12 protein-coding genes are annotated in these 19,413 nt (G+C 36.6%); 3 read left to right on the top strand and 9 right to left on the bottom strand.

Annotation, left to right across the window (positions count from 1 at the left end):
• Positions 1 to 99: 99 nt before the first annotated feature.
• From ABIL69_00280 to ABIL69_00250, 7 genes are all read right to left on the bottom strand, one after another.
• Entirely contained in the window at positions 100 to 1,023 is a 924-nt protein-coding gene (locus tag ABIL69_00280) for a hypothetical protein (protein ID MEO0122432.1), read from the bottom strand.
• Between the two features lie 152 nt (positions 1,024 to 1,175).
• Positions 1,176 to 4,433, bottom strand: a complete 3,258-nt coding sequence (locus tag ABIL69_00275) for a translocation/assembly module TamB domain-containing protein (GenBank protein MEO0122431.1) — start codon at positions 4,431 to 4,433, stop codon at positions 1,176 to 1,178.
• A 4-nt stretch (positions 4,434 to 4,437) separates the two neighbouring features.
• Entirely contained in the window at positions 4,438 to 6,111 is a 1,674-nt protein-coding gene (locus tag ABIL69_00270; protein MEO0122430.1) for a BamA/TamA family outer membrane protein, read from the bottom strand.
• A gap of 3 nt (positions 6,112 to 6,114) precedes the next feature.
• Positions 6,115 to 7,059: an aminopeptidase gene (locus tag ABIL69_00265; protein ID MEO0122429.1), complete on the bottom strand. Its 945-nt coding sequence runs from the start codon at positions 7,057 to 7,059 to the stop codon at positions 6,115 to 6,117.
• A 1-nt stretch (position 7,060) separates the two neighbouring features.
• Positions 7,061 to 7,531, bottom strand: a complete 471-nt coding sequence (gene rpsG / locus ABIL69_00260; protein MEO0122428.1) for a 30S ribosomal protein S7 — start codon at positions 7,529 to 7,531, stop codon at positions 7,061 to 7,063.
• Between the two features lie 9 nt (positions 7,532 to 7,540).
• Positions 7,541 to 7,927 carry a 30S ribosomal protein S12 gene (gene rpsL / locus ABIL69_00255; protein ID MEO0122427.1) on the bottom strand — a complete coding sequence of 129 codons (387 nt, stop codon included), beginning with the start codon at positions 7,925 to 7,927 and terminating at the stop codon, positions 7,541 to 7,543.
• A gap of 78 nt (positions 7,928 to 8,005) precedes the next feature.
• Positions 8,006 to 9,019: a CapA family protein gene (locus ABIL69_00250; GenBank protein MEO0122426.1), complete on the bottom strand. Its 1,014-nt coding sequence runs from the start codon at positions 9,017 to 9,019 to the stop codon at positions 8,006 to 8,008.
• Between the two features lie 181 nt (positions 9,020 to 9,200).
• Between ABIL69_00250 and asnA the strand changes: the two genes are divergently transcribed.
• Positions 9,201 to 10,358 carry an aspartate--ammonia ligase gene (gene asnA, locus ABIL69_00245; GenBank protein ID MEO0122425.1) on the top strand — a complete coding sequence of 386 codons (1,158 nt, stop codon included), beginning with the start codon at positions 9,201 to 9,203 and terminating at the stop codon, positions 10,356 to 10,358.
• A gap of 60 nt (positions 10,359 to 10,418) precedes the next feature.
• Here the strand turns inward: asnA and ABIL69_00240 are convergent, their stop codons facing one another.
• A complete protein-coding gene (locus tag ABIL69_00240) occupies positions 10,419 to 13,622 on the bottom strand; it encodes a S41 family peptidase (GenBank protein MEO0122424.1) in 3,204 nt (1,067 codons plus the stop codon).
• 167 nt (positions 13,623 to 13,789) lie between these two features.
• A complete protein-coding gene (gene rpoN, locus ABIL69_00235) occupies positions 13,790 to 15,145 on the bottom strand; it encodes an RNA polymerase factor sigma-54 (protein MEO0122423.1) in 1,356 nt (451 codons plus the stop codon).
• A 100-nt stretch (positions 15,146 to 15,245) separates the two neighbouring features.
• Here rpoN and ABIL69_00230 point away from each other — a divergent pair, with 100 nt between their 5' ends.
• Positions 15,246 to 17,657 carry a YfhO family protein gene (locus tag ABIL69_00230; GenBank protein MEO0122422.1) on the top strand — a complete coding sequence of 804 codons (2,412 nt, stop codon included), beginning with the start codon at positions 15,246 to 15,248 and terminating at the stop codon, positions 17,655 to 17,657.
• A gap of 103 nt (positions 17,658 to 17,760) precedes the next feature.
• Positions 17,761 to 19,404, top strand: coding sequence for a hypothetical protein (locus ABIL69_00225; protein ID MEO0122421.1), 1,644 nt, complete (start codon positions 17,761 to 17,763; stop codon positions 19,402 to 19,404).
• The last annotated feature ends 9 nt before the right edge of the window (positions 19,405 to 19,413 follow it).

The following is a 19,413-nucleotide window of genomic DNA, read 5'->3' as shown; positions in this document are numbered from 1 at the left end:
GTATACCTATTTTCCCGTAGAAGTCAATATCAGGCAATAATTAAGAATTTCTATAGGAACGCTCCCAGCCGTGATACTTACAAAAAGCGAAGCACTTTTTCAGTCCGGGTCGGTGATCTTTCTTTTATTATTGCCATCTATATCCATAATCCATAAGACCATTCCACCATTAGTGTCATCATATCCAGAGAAGACTATCTCTTTGCCATCAGGCGACCAACGCGGTTCGATTCCCTGAGCTATTATTTTTTGTTCCATTACCAGCGTATCAATTAAATAAATATATGCATCTTTCTCATTTTCTCCCTCAGTATACCCATCGCAATAGATGATTTTTGAGCCATCAGGTGAGAATCTCGGGCTTCGGATATTTTTATTTTCAATGATAGTTTTAGTAATATTCCCATTTGTGTCAGCAATGCATAGATTAAAGCCATTGCAAAATAGAAATCTATCACCAGATGGGTGCCAATCCGGGTATAGACCGCAGACAAGATATTTTCTATAACTTCCATTAATGTCGGTAAGATAAATACCAGAGCCAGCCGGTGTAATTGAATCAGGCGGAGTACTACAATAAAGAATTCTTGAACCATCAGGAGAAACAACCGGATAAAATGAGAATGTATCTATCAATATTCTCATGATTTTTCCATTCTTTGCATCAACTTTATAAATACCTTCATAGATTATCCATCTACTGTCCTTTGTCCAATCAAGTTCGGAAAAGGTGTGAACCAGAATTTGTTCTTTTCCAGTATTTAAATCCAATAATTTGATTCCCACATCACCAAAGATTGAATAATCTAATTCATCTGGTTTAAGTGTATCAAGGAGATCTTCTTTAATCATACGACAAAAAGCAATATAATTTCCATCCGGTGACCAGGCAGGATTTGTGTCATACCTCAAAGAAGTTTCATTCTTATTGATACATTGCAATGCTGGGATGCAAGCGATGAGCTGTAATATTGTAACTGTGCCTGACAACAATTTAAACTGAATTTGCATCGAAGTTTCCAATTTCTATATTATATAAAGCGATTTAAAAATGTCAATATCATTGTTAGTTTGAATGTGATGGCTTTAGTCTATAGAGAATCAACTTTCGTAAACAAAGGAAATAGTTCTAACATTATTACAACAAGAATTTGCGATTTTAAATGCGACTAGCTTTAAAATCTTATCCGATATTGATACTGAAGACTGTATTCGCCAGTTTCGTCTCTTTTGATTAAAATCTCATTGCGGTCATCAATAAAATATTCTACATTAAATTCATTTGAAAAAGATGTAATATCATAGGTGTAAGTGATAAAAAGATTGCGGGAGATGTATTTTCCAACTGTAACTTTCGTCTTTTCCTGTGGTTCAAAAATTGGTGCTTCAACCCTGAAATAATCAAGCCCGGTATACGCACGGAGCCTTCTTGAAACATCACTCTCAAGATAAGCAAGCACAGTTCTTGGCAGTACCCTGCCCACATATTCACCCTGCTTTATAGATTCAAGTTCACGCCAGGTGATATTTAGATTCAAATAAGTCAATATATCCTGTTCGCTATAGCGTGGAGGTTCAGAAAAGAATTCAAAAATCGGCTCCGAAATATTACCTGTGCAGTGCAGAATGATTTTTATTTCCTGGTTTGTCTCAGGCTCCCTTTCCCGGGTATTCAGTTCTGCCCAGAAATCAATTTCGGGATCAATAACTTCCCGGGGAACAATTGTTATCTTCCCACTTGTTATCTTTAAGATATGATTGAGCCAATAATAATTTCCTCTTTTTGTCTCCAGATTTCCTGAAACATAGAGCGGTGCTTGTTCTTTTATGAGATAAACTTCTCCTCCAAACTCAATATCCGCATCACGATTCCGCAACCAGATATTCCTATCACCACTCAACCGTAAATTCATTCGCCATTCTTTTTTTTCTTCTTCCGCACCCGATTCAAGATATGTTCCGAATTCCACAGGTATAATCCCTTCTTTTACATTTATATTCCCATTATAAAACATTATTTCGTCTTTCATACTGATTGAAATATTTCCCGAGCCGATTCCATAGGCATAATTTTGATACTGAAGTGGTGCATCACGAAAACTGAAGTCAAAATAAAGATTGCGCACACGGAATTTCGGCTCTAATTTTACAACTCCACCACCGTTTACCCAGTTTCTAATTCCAAGGCGTAATGAATTGCTTGAATAGACCTGCGCTTTTATCGTTTCGAAAACAATTTGATTGCCTGTAAATTTAACTCTTGCATACCCAGAATCAAACCTTGCCGAAATAGTATTTATTCCAAAGCTTGCATTGGTAATCTCACTTGAACCAGTTATTTTAAAATCCTTAAAATTACCTTCAAATTCTAATTCACCACTCATCAATCCATCGGGAGATTCCATAAATGAATTCAAAAATGGGAATATCCAGGGTCTTACATCTTTAAATTTTGCATATAACTTTGATTGATCCAAAGAAACCGAACCATAAGTCTCAAATGATTGATTGTTAGCGTCGGCTATACTTAATTGAAAGCTTTTTATCTCATTCTTCTGATATTCACCCTTTATAGAAAGCCTGCCATTATTCAGTCCACGATAAAATAAACTTTCACCATTTACACTCAGCAAATTTCTTTCAAAATTTAAAGCTAATTTTCCCTTTATCTGCTCCTTCAAACCCAAAAATTTGAATAACTCATCAAGGTCAATATCAAAAATTGAGAGTTTATTTTCAGTTAGTGAAAAAACCATTTCTCCATTAGCAAGTTTCAAATGCACAGTCCCAAGTTTTCTATTAAAAATATCAAAAAAAATCGGTTCAATGTTGTGAGCATATTTTTTGTGGAAATTAATAAAGAGTGAGTCAATCGTGCCTGTCCCATCAATTAGCAATTTTCCTTTTAACAAAAGGGTATCACTGTTCCGATGGGCAACTGAAAGAAATTCATCTTTTTTGAGATAAAAATGTAATTTATCTATTCCAATATTCTTGTATCCTGCCGAATCAATATCAACCTTGACTACGTTTATTTTTTCATTCCAAACAAAATTCTCAATTTTAACAAGACAATTATTTAAATAAAAATCAGTGGTGCTAAAATCATTTATTTTTAAGTCAGCGTTAAAAATTGTCTTTCCAAGTTCATTAAAATTCCCCTTGATAAAGATATTTCCATACACAAAACCAGATACAGGATAAAAATTGCTGAATCTTTTAAGTTCCAAAAAATTGATTGAAATACCAATGTCATAGTCAGGATATAATTTGCCAGTTGCAGATATATTCATATCTCTTTCATTTATAAGTAGTGTATCAATAAATATCTGATTATTTTTATAACGCCCGGCAAAATAAAGTGTATCTATGGCAAGTCCATTTTCTATAGGAGAACTCGCTATACCAAAGAATTTTTGGTCTTTATAACCAAGTCTTCCACTTAAAAGAATTGCCTTTTTTGAATTGAGAAACCTTGAAATATCTATGTTCCTGAAATTTGTTTCAATTATGTAATTCTTTAAACTGGTCAATTTCATCTGGGCAGAGAAAGTACCATTTAATGCCTGACCATCAAAAAAATTGATTATAGTTGTATCACCAAGCACATTCGATTCAAAACCGACCTTTTCTATAAAAGGAATCCCTGATGCCATACCCTGAATTTGAGGTAGTATTTTGCCATTAATATAATGGACTTCGCCTTTCAGTTCTACAGTTCCTTGATAAACACCTAACTCTTTTAATATCAGTCTGCCTGACTTAATATTGAAAAAAAGATTTTTTTCCTTAGGAATGTAAAATCCGTTTCCCTGCAAGTTTATCCCCCTGCCCTTTATCTGGCATGATCTTAAATCAAATTTTTCCGGGGTAATATTCAACAATATATTTGCTGCGTAGATCTGCAACGGTATATCAGAACTCTTCAAACTTAAATTCATTGTGGTAAAATAAAGACTCCTCCCTAAAAAATCTATAAAAATCAACCCGGAAATATTTTCAACTTTATATTTTTTGTTGTTTTCATAAATTATGCTTCCATTTTTTACATTAATACGAATTGAAAGATTGAACTTCGGAATACTAAACTTCCCTTCTTCTGCCACACCTTTTTTTTCTTTAATATATATTACAGGCTCAAGGAGGTTCAACTGAAAAATTGTGGGGAGGCGAAAACTTAAAGGTAAAAATCGATAACTTATCTGTGCCCTCCCTCCATAAATGCTATCTGTCTCAGAGGTTTTAATTATATAATTTTGAATTGTATATCCCTTGAACAGACTTCCTTCAATATTCTCATAAGAAATTTTATAACCAGTAGTTCTATTCAAGATACTCAAACCAACTGCACCCCAGTTAACAAAATTGACAACAACTACCAATGCCACAACAATTATTACAATTATTATTAATGTAACAATTAATTTCTTCATAAATTTAAAAGATATGATAGATACCCAAATAAAATTCTCTGCCTTTTTCTTTAAGCGGTATGCCGAAATCTGCGCGGATTGGTCCGATTGGTGTATAATATCTTATCCCTGCACCTGTACTTATTTTGAAAAACTCGGTCCTGAAAATCTTTTCGCGGTTATCAAGATAGCCCATATCAAAGAATACTACAAAACCCCAGTTTTTAAATATGTTCAGGCGGTCTTCTATGTTGAAATTAATCAAAACTTCTCCATAATGTTCATTCTGTAATGAATCTGGACCAATTGATTTTTCCGGATAACCCCTAAGACTGTACTGTCCGCCAAGATAATATTTTTCGTCAGGGCTTACACCGTCGGTAGGAATGATAATACCAAATTTTAATCGCTGGGCAAGAATATTCCTTTTGCCTAATAAAAAAGTTTTGTAATACCTTGCTTCTGTTTCAAAACGAATATAATGATTAGATCCACCCAATATACCACCAGCATACTCTAAAATGGGAACAATGTATATACCAGAAACAGGATTGAAAAATTCATTGCGGTAATCACCCATTAATTGAAATTTCATACTATTTGTGCTTCCTGAAAAAGTATCCGGTAATTCAGATTTCATATCAATATCTACATATTTATATTTATTGGCGATATTCGCCTGAATATGTTCATTGAAAATTTTTGAAACCCTAAATTCAGCACCCCAGGATTTTCTTATAAAATCCTGTCTGTTTTCATACCAGTAAAAGGGTAAAACTGACGGACTCAATCTAAATTTTGTAAAATAAGGAATGGAATAGATAAAATCAAATTTTGTCTCCCACTCTTTTTTTATGTTTATCTTAAATGAAGGCTGGATTTTAAAACGATGTCCAGCATTAAAAAGATTCATTTCTTCAAGTCCAATAGAAATAATGAAACTCAACGGTATAGATATACCAATACCCCAATTGAGAATTCTGGATTTCAATTCCCTTAAATTAAATATAAGATCCAATGAATCATCAGAGACTTTAATCATATCAATATCCACGGTACTAAAAAAACCCAAACGGTAGATGCGCAACTGGCTATTGAAAATCTTCTTTTTGCTGTAGGTATCACCGGGTTTTATCTCAATCTCATGATGAACTACAGATGGATTGCAAAATCTAAGCCCCTTGACTGAAATGTCATTTATGTAAAAAATTTTGTCTTTCTGGATTTCAAAAATTAAAATTCCAGAATCAGGCAAACTGCGCGTATTTGCCCTTGCAAACGCATATCCAATGTCCTTGTAATAATTTTCAATCTGTTCTGCAGACTTTTTAATCTTTTCCTGGATAAAAAATTCATTTTTTTCAATTTCCAGGAAACGAACCAAATCTTTTTCACCATTTGAAAACCTGATTTCTTTAACCCGTGGTCTTTTACCTTCAAAAATTTTGAAAAGAATTTCTATATCTTTATCTGATTCCTTTATTACAGGCTCAACCTTTGTATCAAAAAAACCACGGTTGTTATAAAAACGAATTATTCGGCTAACATCCTGTATTAAATTAAAATCGCTGAATTGTTCTTTTTTACGAGAAAGAATTATCCCGGAAAGTTCTCTCGATTTAACAGAGTAATTACCCTCAAAATTAATTTTTGAAATAGGAAGGGTTATGAGAAAATTTATTAAGAGTATCCAAGTCAAAGATTAAATGACAATTTTACCCTGTTTTATTACTAATTTCTTATCAAACCAGACCCAGGGTTTTCTAATAACACCATCAAGGTGTATCTTTGCATCATTCTTTCCACCAAATCCTAAATTGTTACCAAATGCAAGATGAATAGTCCCCATAACTTTTTCATCTTCAAGGACATTACCAGTGATAATTGCTTTATAATTGGTCCCTATACCCAACTCACAAAGCACCCTACCTTTTTCACCAGCCTGGTCAAATATTTTCTCAAGGGTTTTATTTCCTTCAAGTTTCACAATCTTGCCTGATTTTAAAGTAAGGATGACTGGCTTTTTAAGGAGCCCAAGAGGTGCAAAAGAACCATCAATTACAACTTTTCCTTCAGATTTATCTTCAAGTGGTGCGCAATAAGATTCACCGGCAGGAAGATTAGAGAAACTTCCAGGGGTTCGGATAATTCCTGTATCAGGATGTCCTCTGCGCGAAGTTATGTCTAAATAAAGTTCATTATTTCCTGTTTTCACTAAAACCTCTTTTGTTCTCGTAAGTAGTGCCTCCACTTTCTTTGTCAAACGGGCAATTTTATTATAATCAGCATTCAATGTCCGTATCATCAAATCGGTGGTTATGCCGGGCATTGTCGCACCCCGGACCCCTGATTTTGTTGCCTGAATGCGCGCCTGGGTATGGGTTAGAGAGAAACTCGTTGGGATAATAAAGACATCGCACTTTTTTAGAATCTCACCAATGAGTGGAGGTGGCTCTTTACCATGTCCACCTGTCGGTGCTATTTCCACTAAGTACGAATCCTTTTTGTCAGGGAGTTGCTCCCAGAGCACTTCGCCAATTTTCTTACAGGGTTTATCAGTAACTATAACTACTCTTTCCCCATTCTTAATGCTTAAGCACTGATGAATAACTATATCTGCCGAAGATATTAATTTTTTAGTATCCATATTACCAGCGGAAGTGCGCAAATGCCTTGTTTGCCTCTGCCATTTTATGGACCTCTTCTCTTTTCTTTATTGAGTTTCCTTCGTTTCTGCTGGCGGCGATAATTTCCTGGGCAAGTCTCTCTTCCATTCTATGCTCAGGTCGTTCCCGTGCAGATTGGATAATCCATTTAATCGCAAGGCTTTCCTTACGATTTGGTCTGACCTCCATTGGTATCTGATAGGTAGCCCCACCAACCCTTCTCGGTCTGACTTCAAGAATTGGTTTCACATTATTAAGTGCCCTTTCAAAGACCGCAAGTCCGTCTTCTTTCGTTATCTTCTCTATACGCTCAATTGCTCCATAAAAAATCTTCTGGGCAATGCTCTTTTTTCCATCCCACATAAGGTTATTTATAAACTTGCTCACGAGCACACTATTGTATTTTGGATCGGGTTGAATCTTTCTAATAGTCGCCCTTCTTCTTCTACCCATATTACCTCCCTAAGATGATGCAGCCGCCTTAGGCCTTTTCACTCCATAGAGGGAACGGCTCTTTTTTCTATCTTCAACACCCGCCGCGTCATATTTTCCACGCACGACATGATAACGTACCCCAGGCAAATCCTTAACCCTGCCACCGCGTACCAGTACAATTGAGTGTTCCTGAAGGTTATGCCCTTCTCCAGGAATATAGGCAGTAACCTCGTATCCATTTGTCATTCTAACCTTGCAGACCTTGCGCAAGGCAGAATTTGGTTTTTTAGGGGTCGTTGTATAAACCCTTGTGCAGACACCCCTTCTTTGAGGACAACCAGTCAACGCTGGAGCCCGACTTTTTTTGACGACCTTTTTTCGTCCAAACCTAATCAACTGATTTATTGTTGGCATTAGCCTCCTTTCTTATAGAAATAAAATTATACTTAAAAAAGAACCCGTGTCAAGGGTTATTAGAAATTGAATTGCTTATCAGTCTAAAATATTTGAACTTATATATCCCTGATCGGTGATAAATGGTGCAGTTTTTGGAAAATCTTCTATTGATAGATCTCTTATCAATTTTGCCGCCCGATGTAAAGAATCTATTGTAAGCATCCCACCTGGTTTCTGGATTGCCGAGATAATCTGTCCATTTAAAAAGTTACCTGTAGAATCAATTGAAATTTTAAGAATTGGTGCATAGCCTCTTACATCATCAATATTAAAACCATAAGTGAAAAAATTACCCAGACTATATGCAATCAAACGATTTTTATATATCTCAATTGCCCGCGGCACATGAGGACCGTGTCCCCATACAAAATCAGCTCCACTATCAATGACGGCACGGCTGAATTTAACAACATTGCCCCTCGGCACATCCAAAAAATACTCCATTGTATCCTTGGTATGTAAATAATTGACCCCCTCACCGCCCCCATGGAATGAAACAATCACAATGTCATATTCTCTTGATTTTTCTGCTACAATTTTCTGTGCGGAAGGGATATTCAATATTGAATTTCCCCAGAATGCCTGAGAAAAAGAAATGATACAGATTTTTTTATTATTGATTACAAATTCACCACAAATATCGTCGGTTCCGTATTTTATCCCGTACTGAGTAAGGACATTGATAGTAGATAAAAAAGCCTCCTGCCCGAAGTCATTTATATGATTATTTTTAAGATTCACAAAATCAAATCCTGCCTCGGCAAGATATCGGGCATAGTGCGGTGGAGTTTTAAATGCATAGACTTTGCCTTTCTCAATCTTCTTTGTGCATTTACCGGAATCGGCAAGTGGACCCTCAAGATTACCAAGGGTTAAATCTGCACTTCTCAATATTTCTTCGACATTCGTAAAAATATTTGCCCCATCATTGGGTGGCAACCTTTTTTCGGGATAGGTCGTGCCCATCATAATATCACCAACAGCGATTATAGTCAATGTATCCCCTAAAATAAATGCCCCGAAGAAAACAAAAAGAAAAATTTTTTTCATACATTGATTCTATTCAAAAATTATAATGGGTCAAGATGCACATATCAAAAACAAAATTTTCTATTGACTTTTTAATTTTTTTGTGGATAATATATCATAGTAAAATCCGATGATTTCGAATCAGGAATTTTTTAATGAAACAACGGCATTCCAAATAAAATGAAGAGAAAGGAGGACAAAAATGCCAAAAAAAGGAGCAACAAAACTTAAGAAAACGGGTAAAGAAGCAGACCTGGCAGGTCCTGGTGTGAGCACATACGAAGAGGTGGAGAAGATACTGCCGAACGATTATAAACCTCTTCTGCCCCCTCTGGAAAGGATGAAGGCTTTATTTGCAGTAAAGGAATACATTGAAAAGAATCTATGCAAGGAATTGAACCTTACTATGGTTCAGGTGCCTTTAATTGTTACAAAAGAAAGCGGTGTCAATGATTATCTTGATAGAGATGGTTCAAGAACACCTATTGAATTTAAATGCGGACTGGGTTTGAAGAAACCGATTGAAGCCCAGATTGTCCAGGCAGCAACAAAATGGAAGAGAATGGCACTTGCCCAGTTTGGATGCAAACCTGGTGAAGGAATTTGCACAGATATGAGGGCGGTTCGTAAAGATTATTTTATGGACCACGACCATTCTTGTTATGTTGACCAGTGGGATTGGGAAAGGGTTATCACCCCTGAAGAACGCAATCTAAAATTTTTAAAGGAAATAGTAAAGAAAATATGGAAGGTTATTTATGGCGCAGCAAAATTTGCCCAGGAAAATTGGCCTGAACTAAAAAATCCAAAGTACCCACCAATTCCTGAAGAACTCACTTTCCTGCATGCAGAAGATATCCTTGACATGTATCCAGATATGCCAAGAAAACAACGCGAAACAGCGATTTTGCAGAAATACCCGGCAATATTTATAATCGGTATTGGCTGGACATTAAAAGATGGATACCCGCATGAAATGCGAGCTGCTGATTATGATGATTGGGTAACCGAAACAGTATCTGAAGATGGCAGGCCCATGCATGGATTAAATGGGGATATACTTGTATGGAACCCTGTTACAAAGAGACGTCACGAACTAAGTTCAATGGGTATCAGGGTTACAAAAGAGACCCTCAAAAAACAACTTGAAATTACCGGACAACTTGATTTTTTAAAACTGCCTTATCATCAGGCAATATTGAATGACAAAATTCCATTGAGCATCGGCGGTGGCATAGGACAATCAAGAACCTATATGTATATACTAAGAACCGCGCATCTCGGTGAGGTAAGTGTAACGGTCTGGCCCAAAGAACTTAAAGAAATCTGCGAGAAGAGAAATATTTATGTGCTCGAATAGTCATTTATTATAATAGAAAGCCCCTCTAATCAAGTAGAGGGGCTTTTTATTTATCTTATTTTACCAGGGCAATCTTAACACCGGTTTCTTCCCGAAATTTGGTATTTTGGGCTTTGTTTTTTTAATTAACTTAATGCATTCTCTAACTGCGGTAAGTAATTGTGGGTCTCTGTTTTTTAAATAATCCGTGGGTGTAATTTCCACTTCAATATCAGGTTCTGTTCCATAATTTTCAACACCCCATCCCACATCAAAAAACCAGAATGAATATTCGGGCTGTGTCGTCAAGCCACCGTCTGAAAGACGGTAATAAGGAGAAATGCCTATGACTCCACCCCAGGTCCTCTTACCAATCAATGGACCAATTTTATACAATTTAAATCCGTGGCTGAATATATCACCATCAGAACCTGCATATTCATTGGTTATCGCCACAATTGGACCAAGAACCGATTCATTTGGATATGGTTCTGGAGTTCCCCATCTCGTGATATCATAACCAATCCTCTTTCTTCTTAATCGCTCAAGCAATAATTGTGAGATATGGCCACCCCGGTTGAATCTAACATCCACAATCAATCCTGTATATCTTATTTCACTCAAAAAATATCTGTGGAATTCTGCATAACCCCGGGGTCCCATATCAGGAATGTGAACATAACCAATCTTATTTTTGCTTAATCGGTGGACTAATTCCCGATTATGCTCAACCCAATCTCGGTACCGTGCTGATGACTCATCAGAAAGTGTTTTGATTGAAAATGTCCTTTTATTTCTGCCATTGGAATTTGCAATGGTTATTGTAATTTCAGTATTTGCGCGATTAACAAGAAGCTCACCGGGTTGAATTTTTTTACTCAGTGCAACACCGTTTATTTCAAGTAGAATATCACCCTCCTTAATATCCAGACCAGGTCCCATTAAAGGTGATTTAGCATATGGCTCCCAGGGGTCTCCTTTTATAATTTTCATAATTCGGTAAGCATTTTTATTTTTGTCATATACAAGGTCAGCGCCTAAGAATCCCTGTGTGTACCTTGGTTCTTCACGATAATCACCGCCCCATTCATAGGCGTGCGAAGTCCCTAATTCACCCTGCATTTCCCATATCAAATCAGAAAATTCAGAACGGGTTCCAATCCTATCAAGCAATGGTAGATATTTTTCATATACCTTTTTCCAATCCACACCTGACATATCCTTTGTCCAGAAATGGTCTCGTTGCAATCGCCAGGCATCTCGATACATCTGTTTCCATTCCATTCTCGGTTCAACAAGAAGTTTTATTCTTGAAAGGTCGAGCCAACCGCTCTTGGGTCCAACCGCTTGTTTTTCAAGTTTCTGTTCAATTTTTTCAATGGGCTTTATAATCCTCAGGCGGTCCTTTGCGCGATATATTATTATTTCGTTATTCTGCGAAACCTTGAAATTTGTTATACCAGTTAATATAACACCTTCTTTCTGCTCTTTAAAATCATAGAATCCAAGAGTGCCATTTGCGGGTATTTCATCTGTAAACCACTCTGCCTTTCCACCAGTGATAGGAAAAATCGTATATAATACTTTATCTTTTATCCCCTTGATTTGTTTATAGATACCGTGGGCGACAGGTAATGGAACCACTCTATCGGTAATACCCTCAATATCAATATTTATTTTCTTTACCTGCTTTTTACCTTTTTCTATTTTCGGGATGTCAAAACCCATATCCATCCCCTGGGGTGCTGACTTTGTATATTTAAATGGGTCGGTAAGGTCTTTTCTCAACAGAACCAGATAAGGTTTTATATGACAGGGAAAACTTAACTCAAATTGCATTGTATCATAGACTGGATCAAAATGGCGTGCCGATAAAAAATACAGATATTTCCCATCAGGGTCAAAACTTGGAGCAAAGTCGTAAAGAACGCTCTTTGTAGCATAATAAGTCTTCTTTTCAATGACATTTGCAAGTTTGATACAGGATGTCCTTTCAGAATCAGGATAACTATATGCAATCCAGATACCGTCCGAAGACCAGGTTACCCCGGTTATTCTCCGATATTTGCTTTTATCAACAATTATGCGCTTTTTTGACTTCAAGTTCACAACAATCAATTCGTTTCTATGGTTAGTTAAAGCAACGAGAGGTTCTTTCGGCGAAGGTTCAAGTTCAATTGGTCTTCCAATATCCATCGGAGGCAAATTAACTATACGCTTTCCATCATTATAATGAACCTGCAGTGAATCTTCTCCTTTCTCATCCGTCACCACGATAAGTCTCATACCGTCATAAAGCCATCTACCAAGCCGATAACGTGCACCGGGTTTTGAACCATTTTGTATCACAGGCCCTTCCCAGTTAGGCATTGAAAAAACTTTACCTCTGCTTGTAACACAAACCCGGGCACCTTCAGGATGGATAGCATAATCTTCAAGGTATCTGCCCGCATCCACAAACTTGCGTTGGGTTTGAACCCTGGGACTCCGAAAATCTATTTTTACCCTTTCTACCCGGTTCGTTTCTGGATATAACACATATATGTCCCCGCCAGCGTGATAAACAATATTCTTCCCATCAGTCTTGGCATTGCGCACATAAAAATCTTTATGGTCTGTGTGCCTCTTTAAATCTCTACCCTGGATTGTGCAAGAATAGATATTACCAACACCCTCGTGGTCTGAAATAAAATATATCCTCTCACAAATCCACATTGGGTCAGCAAGATTTCCTTTTATATCTATAAGTTTTCTAAAATTACCTCTTTCCTCAGGGTCAATCCATATCTCGCCAACGGTGCCACCCCGGTATCTCTTCCAGCGAGCAGGGTCAGCAGTATTTCTACCTATGACAACACCTTTTTTGGGTCCATATGAAATCGTCCTGGCCGGTCCAACCGGAACTATCTTAGGGATATCCTTGTTTTTATCAACGGTATAAATATAGGTAAATCCTGGATACCATTGTCCTGTATCACTTGCAAATATGATTCTATCCCCATCCCTTGTCCAGCCCCGCACAGTTGTATTTGCACCGAGGAAGGTAAGCCTTTTTGCGATACCACCTTTGATTGAAATACAATATACCTCGTTAGACCCTTCCTCCCTACCTGTAAATGCAATATATTCACCATCAGGAGAAATACTACAATTTCCAATTCTACCCAAATTTGATGTTAAACGATGGGCAACACCACCCTTTAGTGGCACAATCCACAAATCATCTTCACTAACAAAAACAATTGTATCATTATTTATACTTGGAAACCGATAATATCCTAACATAAATACTCCTTTAATTCAAGTATACTAATTTCTGTATAGAAATCAAGCAAAAAGAACCAGAGGTAATATCAATTTAATTTTAATTAATCACGATGCAATGGCATTAATTCAGGAATTATATAAAAATTATGAGTCCAAATAATAGCAAATTTTTTATGTTTTGAATATTAAATTCTACGAAGATTATGGGGTGGAATATTTAACATCTCCCTGTATTTAGTCACGGTTCTGCGCGAGATTATGATACCCATTCGCGCGAGTTTTTTGGCAATCTGAACATCAGAAAGTGGAGATGTTTTATCTTCGTTTTGAATTGTTTCTTTAATTTTATCAAATATATATGACTTGTCTGTGCTGCCTACCGGTGCAGAGAAAAAGAATTTTAGCTTATGTATTCCCCTCGGCGATTCAAGATATTTATTTGCGATTGCCCTTGAAACCGTTGAAGGATTAACACCTAATTGCTTTGCAAAATCTACTATTGTAATTGATTTCAAAAAACTATCACCCTTCAAAAAATATTCTTTTTGATAATCAAGGAGCATTTTTGTAATTTTATTCAAGGTAATTCTTCTTTTTTCAATCGCACGAATCAAATTATAAGCAGATTTCAATTTCTGTTTTATAAATTCAACATCATCAGTATTCTGATTTATTTTCTCAAGATATTCTCTTTTTATTCTTATCTTTGGTATATTCTCTTCGTTGAGACGAACACTAAGTTCATTATCCTGCCAGAAAACTATAAAATCGGGATAAACATATGGTGAATCAAAATATGAATACCGCAAACCGGGTTTAGGATCAAGTTTCATTATAACCTGTTTTGCCTGATTGAACCGTGTTTCATCAATATTTAAAGTTTCAAGGCATTCTCTCAGGTTTCCAGTGCGTAAGTTTTTTAAATAATCTCTGACCAAAATTGCCTCAATTGAATCCGATGCATAACCAAGATTTTTTAATTGAGCAAGGAGTGGTTCGCGCACATCACGCCATGCACAGCCCACCGGTTCAAAAAACTGTATTTCCTTTCGCACTTTCTCTATTTCATCCAAATTATATCCTTCGCTGGCAAGTTCTTCTAAGGATACTGTGAGATAACCATCATCCTCAATATTTGATATAATCAGCTCCGCAATTTCAAGTTCTTTTCCAGCAAATCTTCTTTCCGCCTGTTTCATAAGATGGTCGTATAATTTGTCATTTTGGGCTGGTGTATTCTCAAAAAGGTCTAATTGTTCTTCCTCAGAATAATCAGATGTATTAGAAAGGTCTTCACGGGCATAAAAATCAAGAAGGTCAAAGTCTTCATTTTTACTCTTTTTATCCATTTCATTTTCTTCTGATTCCAGTTCCGGCACTTCTTCAACTTCTTCCAGTAATGGATTCGTATCAAGTTCCTGCCGCACCAGGGCTTCAAGTTCAAGATTAGGCATCTCCAATAATTTTAAATAGTAAGTTAAAGAATGCATTATGCTTGGACTTACTCCTAAACCATGGTATATTGAGCTTCTTTTTTCCATAGATTATCCATATATATTATAATTTCCGAAGACAAAAAGTCAAGGGTATCAAAAAATTGCGATCCTTGACTTAATAAAGGATTTGGCTATACTTTGTTTAATGGCGAAAAAAGAAAAACCAAAACAAAAATCCGAAAAAGATAATTTTATAGAAAAAAACTGGGATAAAATTATTATTATCCTTTTGTTTTTACTTCCGTTTATATATTTCGCGCAATTCTTATCACCCGACAAAATGATTGCAGGTTCAGATTATTTGCTTGATGGCTATCCTTTTGAAAAATACTCAATTGAAAATGGTGGGTTTGTATTCTGGTATCCAATGGTCTTTGGTGGATTTCCTGCACTCGGTGCCCCGGTTGGTGGACAATTGGCACCCCTTGCCCTGTTAAAACACTTCTTTCCACCACATATCGTCCATTGTTTAATATTTATAATCCTTTTTTTCATTGCCGGACTTGGAATGTATCTTTATCTGAAAGAACTCGATCTTTCAAAATATTCTGCAGCAGTGGGCGCATTTGTCTATCAATGGATTGGTAACCTTGCAACGACACCTGAAGCAGGGCATGCTGGAAGGGCAGCGAGTGTTGCAATATTCGGGTTGATTCTATTCTTCCTTCACAAGTCTTTATTTACAAGAAAATTTAATTTTTTCATCTTGCTCGGTATATCAATCGCCTTCGCCTTTTATCAGGGACATTTCCAGCTCACATATTATAGTCTTATTGTACTTGTTGCTTATGTAATCCACTTTATTATAACCCATAGAAAAGAGCTGACAAAAAAAGATTATGGAAAAATATTTGGTTATGGATTCCTTTCTATTGCCCTTATCTTTTTGTTGATGGCAGTGGTATGGCTACCGGTCCTCGGCGGGATGAAAACGGTTGCACGGGGTGTTGAGCGGGGATATGAATATGCAGCATCCTGGAATTTGCCACCGATAGAGATTTTTGATTTATTCGTTCCTAATTTTTCCGGTGGACTTGAAAACTACTGGAGCCACAACCCTATGAAACTCCATACCGAATTCTTTGGAATAATGATAATTTTATTTGTAGTATTTGCCCTATTCTTTTGCTGGAAAAAACAATATTTAAAATTTTTTTTCATCACAGGACTGATTGCACTTTTTTATTCTTTTGGTGGAGCAACATTTGTCCACAGAATTTTCTATGAACTAATCCCCGGCTTTAAATTAATGCGTGCGCCCGGGCTTGCATTTTATATTGCCGCATTCAGTATGGTTGTAATAGGTGCAATAGGATTTGAAGAATTGATTATTCAGAAGAAGATTGATAAAAAGAAATTTATGCTCACCGGTATTATAATCCTTGGGTTTTTTATCATCATTCTGTTTTTAATTGCACCGGCAATAGCACATTCCGAAGCAGGACAGAAAATTGCTTATCTCAAAAGGAATCTACCATCTTATTATAACGGAGCAATAATAAGCTCTATTATTGTAATCTTAACACTTATTTTTATCTATTTATCATTAAATCAAAGAATTCGCATTTCAACTGCTACACTTATTTTTTCTGGTATAACATTACTCCATCAAATGCCGGTTATGGCAAAATATTTACCTTCAGGACCAGCACCGGAAATATATTATAAGGCAGACGATGTAGTAAATTTTCTCAAGAATGATAAAACAATATATCGGGTATTTCCTTTTCAATATGGTGTCCGTGGTGAACACGACCGTGATTCATATCTATTATATCACAATATCCAGAGTGCAGGTGGATATATTGCCAATCCGATCCAGCGCTATCAGGATTTGATTGGTGCGGGGATGAGTGTAATGTTCAATCCCCAAAATCTGATTCAGTATCCAAAATTTGTTGATATATTAAATCTAAAATATATCATTGCCCCTAATCTGCCCGACGATATTTCAGGATATGACCAAAATTCACAGCGAATTATCCTGATGATAAAAAGTTATTTATCAAGATTCAGACCGGTTTATAAAGGTTATCAGCATACCGTATATCAGAATGATAGCGTCCTGCCCAGGGCATGCCTCATTCCAGATTATATTATTATGTCCCCAGAAAAGATAATTGACTTTATGAAGTCGCCTGTCTTTAACCCCAAAGAAATGATAATTCTTGAAGACAGTGTCACATATCCCCACCCTGATAAAAAACCGTCTATGCTTGAGGCAGTAGTAAAAAAATATACTCCCAATCAGATAATCATAGAAACCGACTCACCGCATCCAGGTTTTCTTTTATTAATTGATAACTGGCATCCCGACTGGCGGGTCTATGTAGATGGAGAAGAAGGGAAATTACACCGTGCGAATTATACCTTCCGGGCAGTATTTTTATCCCAGGGCAAACACAGCGTAGTATTTGAATATAAATCAAAACCATTCGCTATCGGGTTAATAATAACAGTAACAACCATTTTTGCGTTATTGGGATTTTATATACCATTCGGTTTATGGCGCCTGGCAGTAAAATACCGCATAAAATCAAATACACTTAAACCTTGACTTTTTTAAAAAAATCATTATAATTTCGGCAAATGAAGGGAGGTGATTGGCAAAAAAATAATAAAGGTTTTTAACAAAAGTGGCATAACAAAAAGGAGGTAAAATGAGATATGCCTTGATAATAGCGATAATGTTATCGCTGTCTTCTGGACTGGTCTACGAGTCTTTTAGATACCAGTCCACTGCTGGTCTATTTGAAGATGATTATGACCTGCTCTTTGACCCGGCAAGGATCTGTGAAATACAGGGTTCTCGGTTATGGACGAGTCTATCAAACTTTGTCAGCGGTAATGAGAATCTCTTTTCTAACGGTAGTCTCCCATATATCCTTATAGGTGGTACGACAAACTTTGGCAAATTTTATCCCGGAATGGTCTATGACCACAGCGTTGATAAAACTGCGCTGGCAACTGGCCTATTTGATCCAAATGGTAATCAAATTTATGGTGATGGAGAATTGACAACCATTGACTGGGATGATACCGATAATAATGGTATATTTGACCGCAGGACAATTGAGACCGAGACCCGTTCTGCCTATGAACAGATAAAAGATAACAATATGTTCATAGGATTGGGTTATAAACTTGAGAATCTCCGCCTCGGACTTGGCTATCTAAGGGTAAATAGCAAATATATCTCTACAGACCCTGATAATAACTTTACCTATGATTACACAATAGAAGACCTCACTACAAATTCATTCACACTGATCAACCGCGCAAAATTCTCTGGTGATGAAAATAATAATTATGGTGAGAATGATATTTTATTCAGTATCTGGAAGGATATGGAAAAACTCTCAATTGGACTCCTTGCTGGTTTTGGATTTCTTGGTTATGGATATAACGCAAATATAGCTGGTGATTCAGCAATCTATACCCAGCCTGCAGATACAAATACATTCTATACCCGAGCCAATATCCTCGACTCATCAAATCAAAAACAATCAGGCAATATCATCACTGTAAACCTGCGTGCCTTTTACAATTATAATGAAAATATTCAGGGAAGATATTATCTCGGTTTCTTTACCCAGTCGCTCGGATACGGTGATGATGCAATAGACCATTACTACAAAACAAGGGATAACATTATGGCACAGTTCACGTGGGATACAATCAATACCTTTACCTATTATAATGGCTCTTCTAACATAAAGGGATTTCAGATTGGCACAAAACACTTATTTAAAATCTCAGAGAAATTAAGAATCGGTTTTGGCGCAATGTTTATAAATAATTCCGTCTTTGATTCTACGCTTGCCAAAGATACAACGGTATCAGTAAGGGTCTATGATGATAATGACGGGATCTCATTTGACCCTGATGACTATGTGACTACTGTCTGGTCAAGTGAGACCTGGATGACCAAAGTCACCGGTGTATCAAGAACAATTGAACTGCCGGTCGGTGTAGAATTCAATCTCTTCCCGCAACTTACCTTCAGGCTTGGTGCAAGGCATACATATACAATGGATGATATTACCACAGTTACAGAACTCGTTCAGTATGAACCGCAAAGGACGAGAACTGTTGATGGCACAGGTGCGGTTACCGAAGACCTTATCGACCCTAATCCAGCACCAATCGGCTCTGATGAAACACAAAAAGTAAATACACCAAATACCGATTATTTCTATGGAATTGGCTGGAATGTCACAGATAACCTTCAGATTGATATAATGGGATTCAGTGAACTCACCAATTTAGAAAACTGGAGAATTTCAGCAACATTAAAATTTTAGGAGGATAAA

The organism is candidate division WOR-3 bacterium (assembly GCA_039802005.1).
Taxonomy (GTDB): Bacteria; Hydrothermota; Tepidihabitantia; order SM23-42; family JAOAFX01; genus JAOAFX01.
The sequence above is the reverse complement of the archived record's forward strand: the minus strand, read 5'-3'. Positions and strand labels throughout refer to the sequence as shown.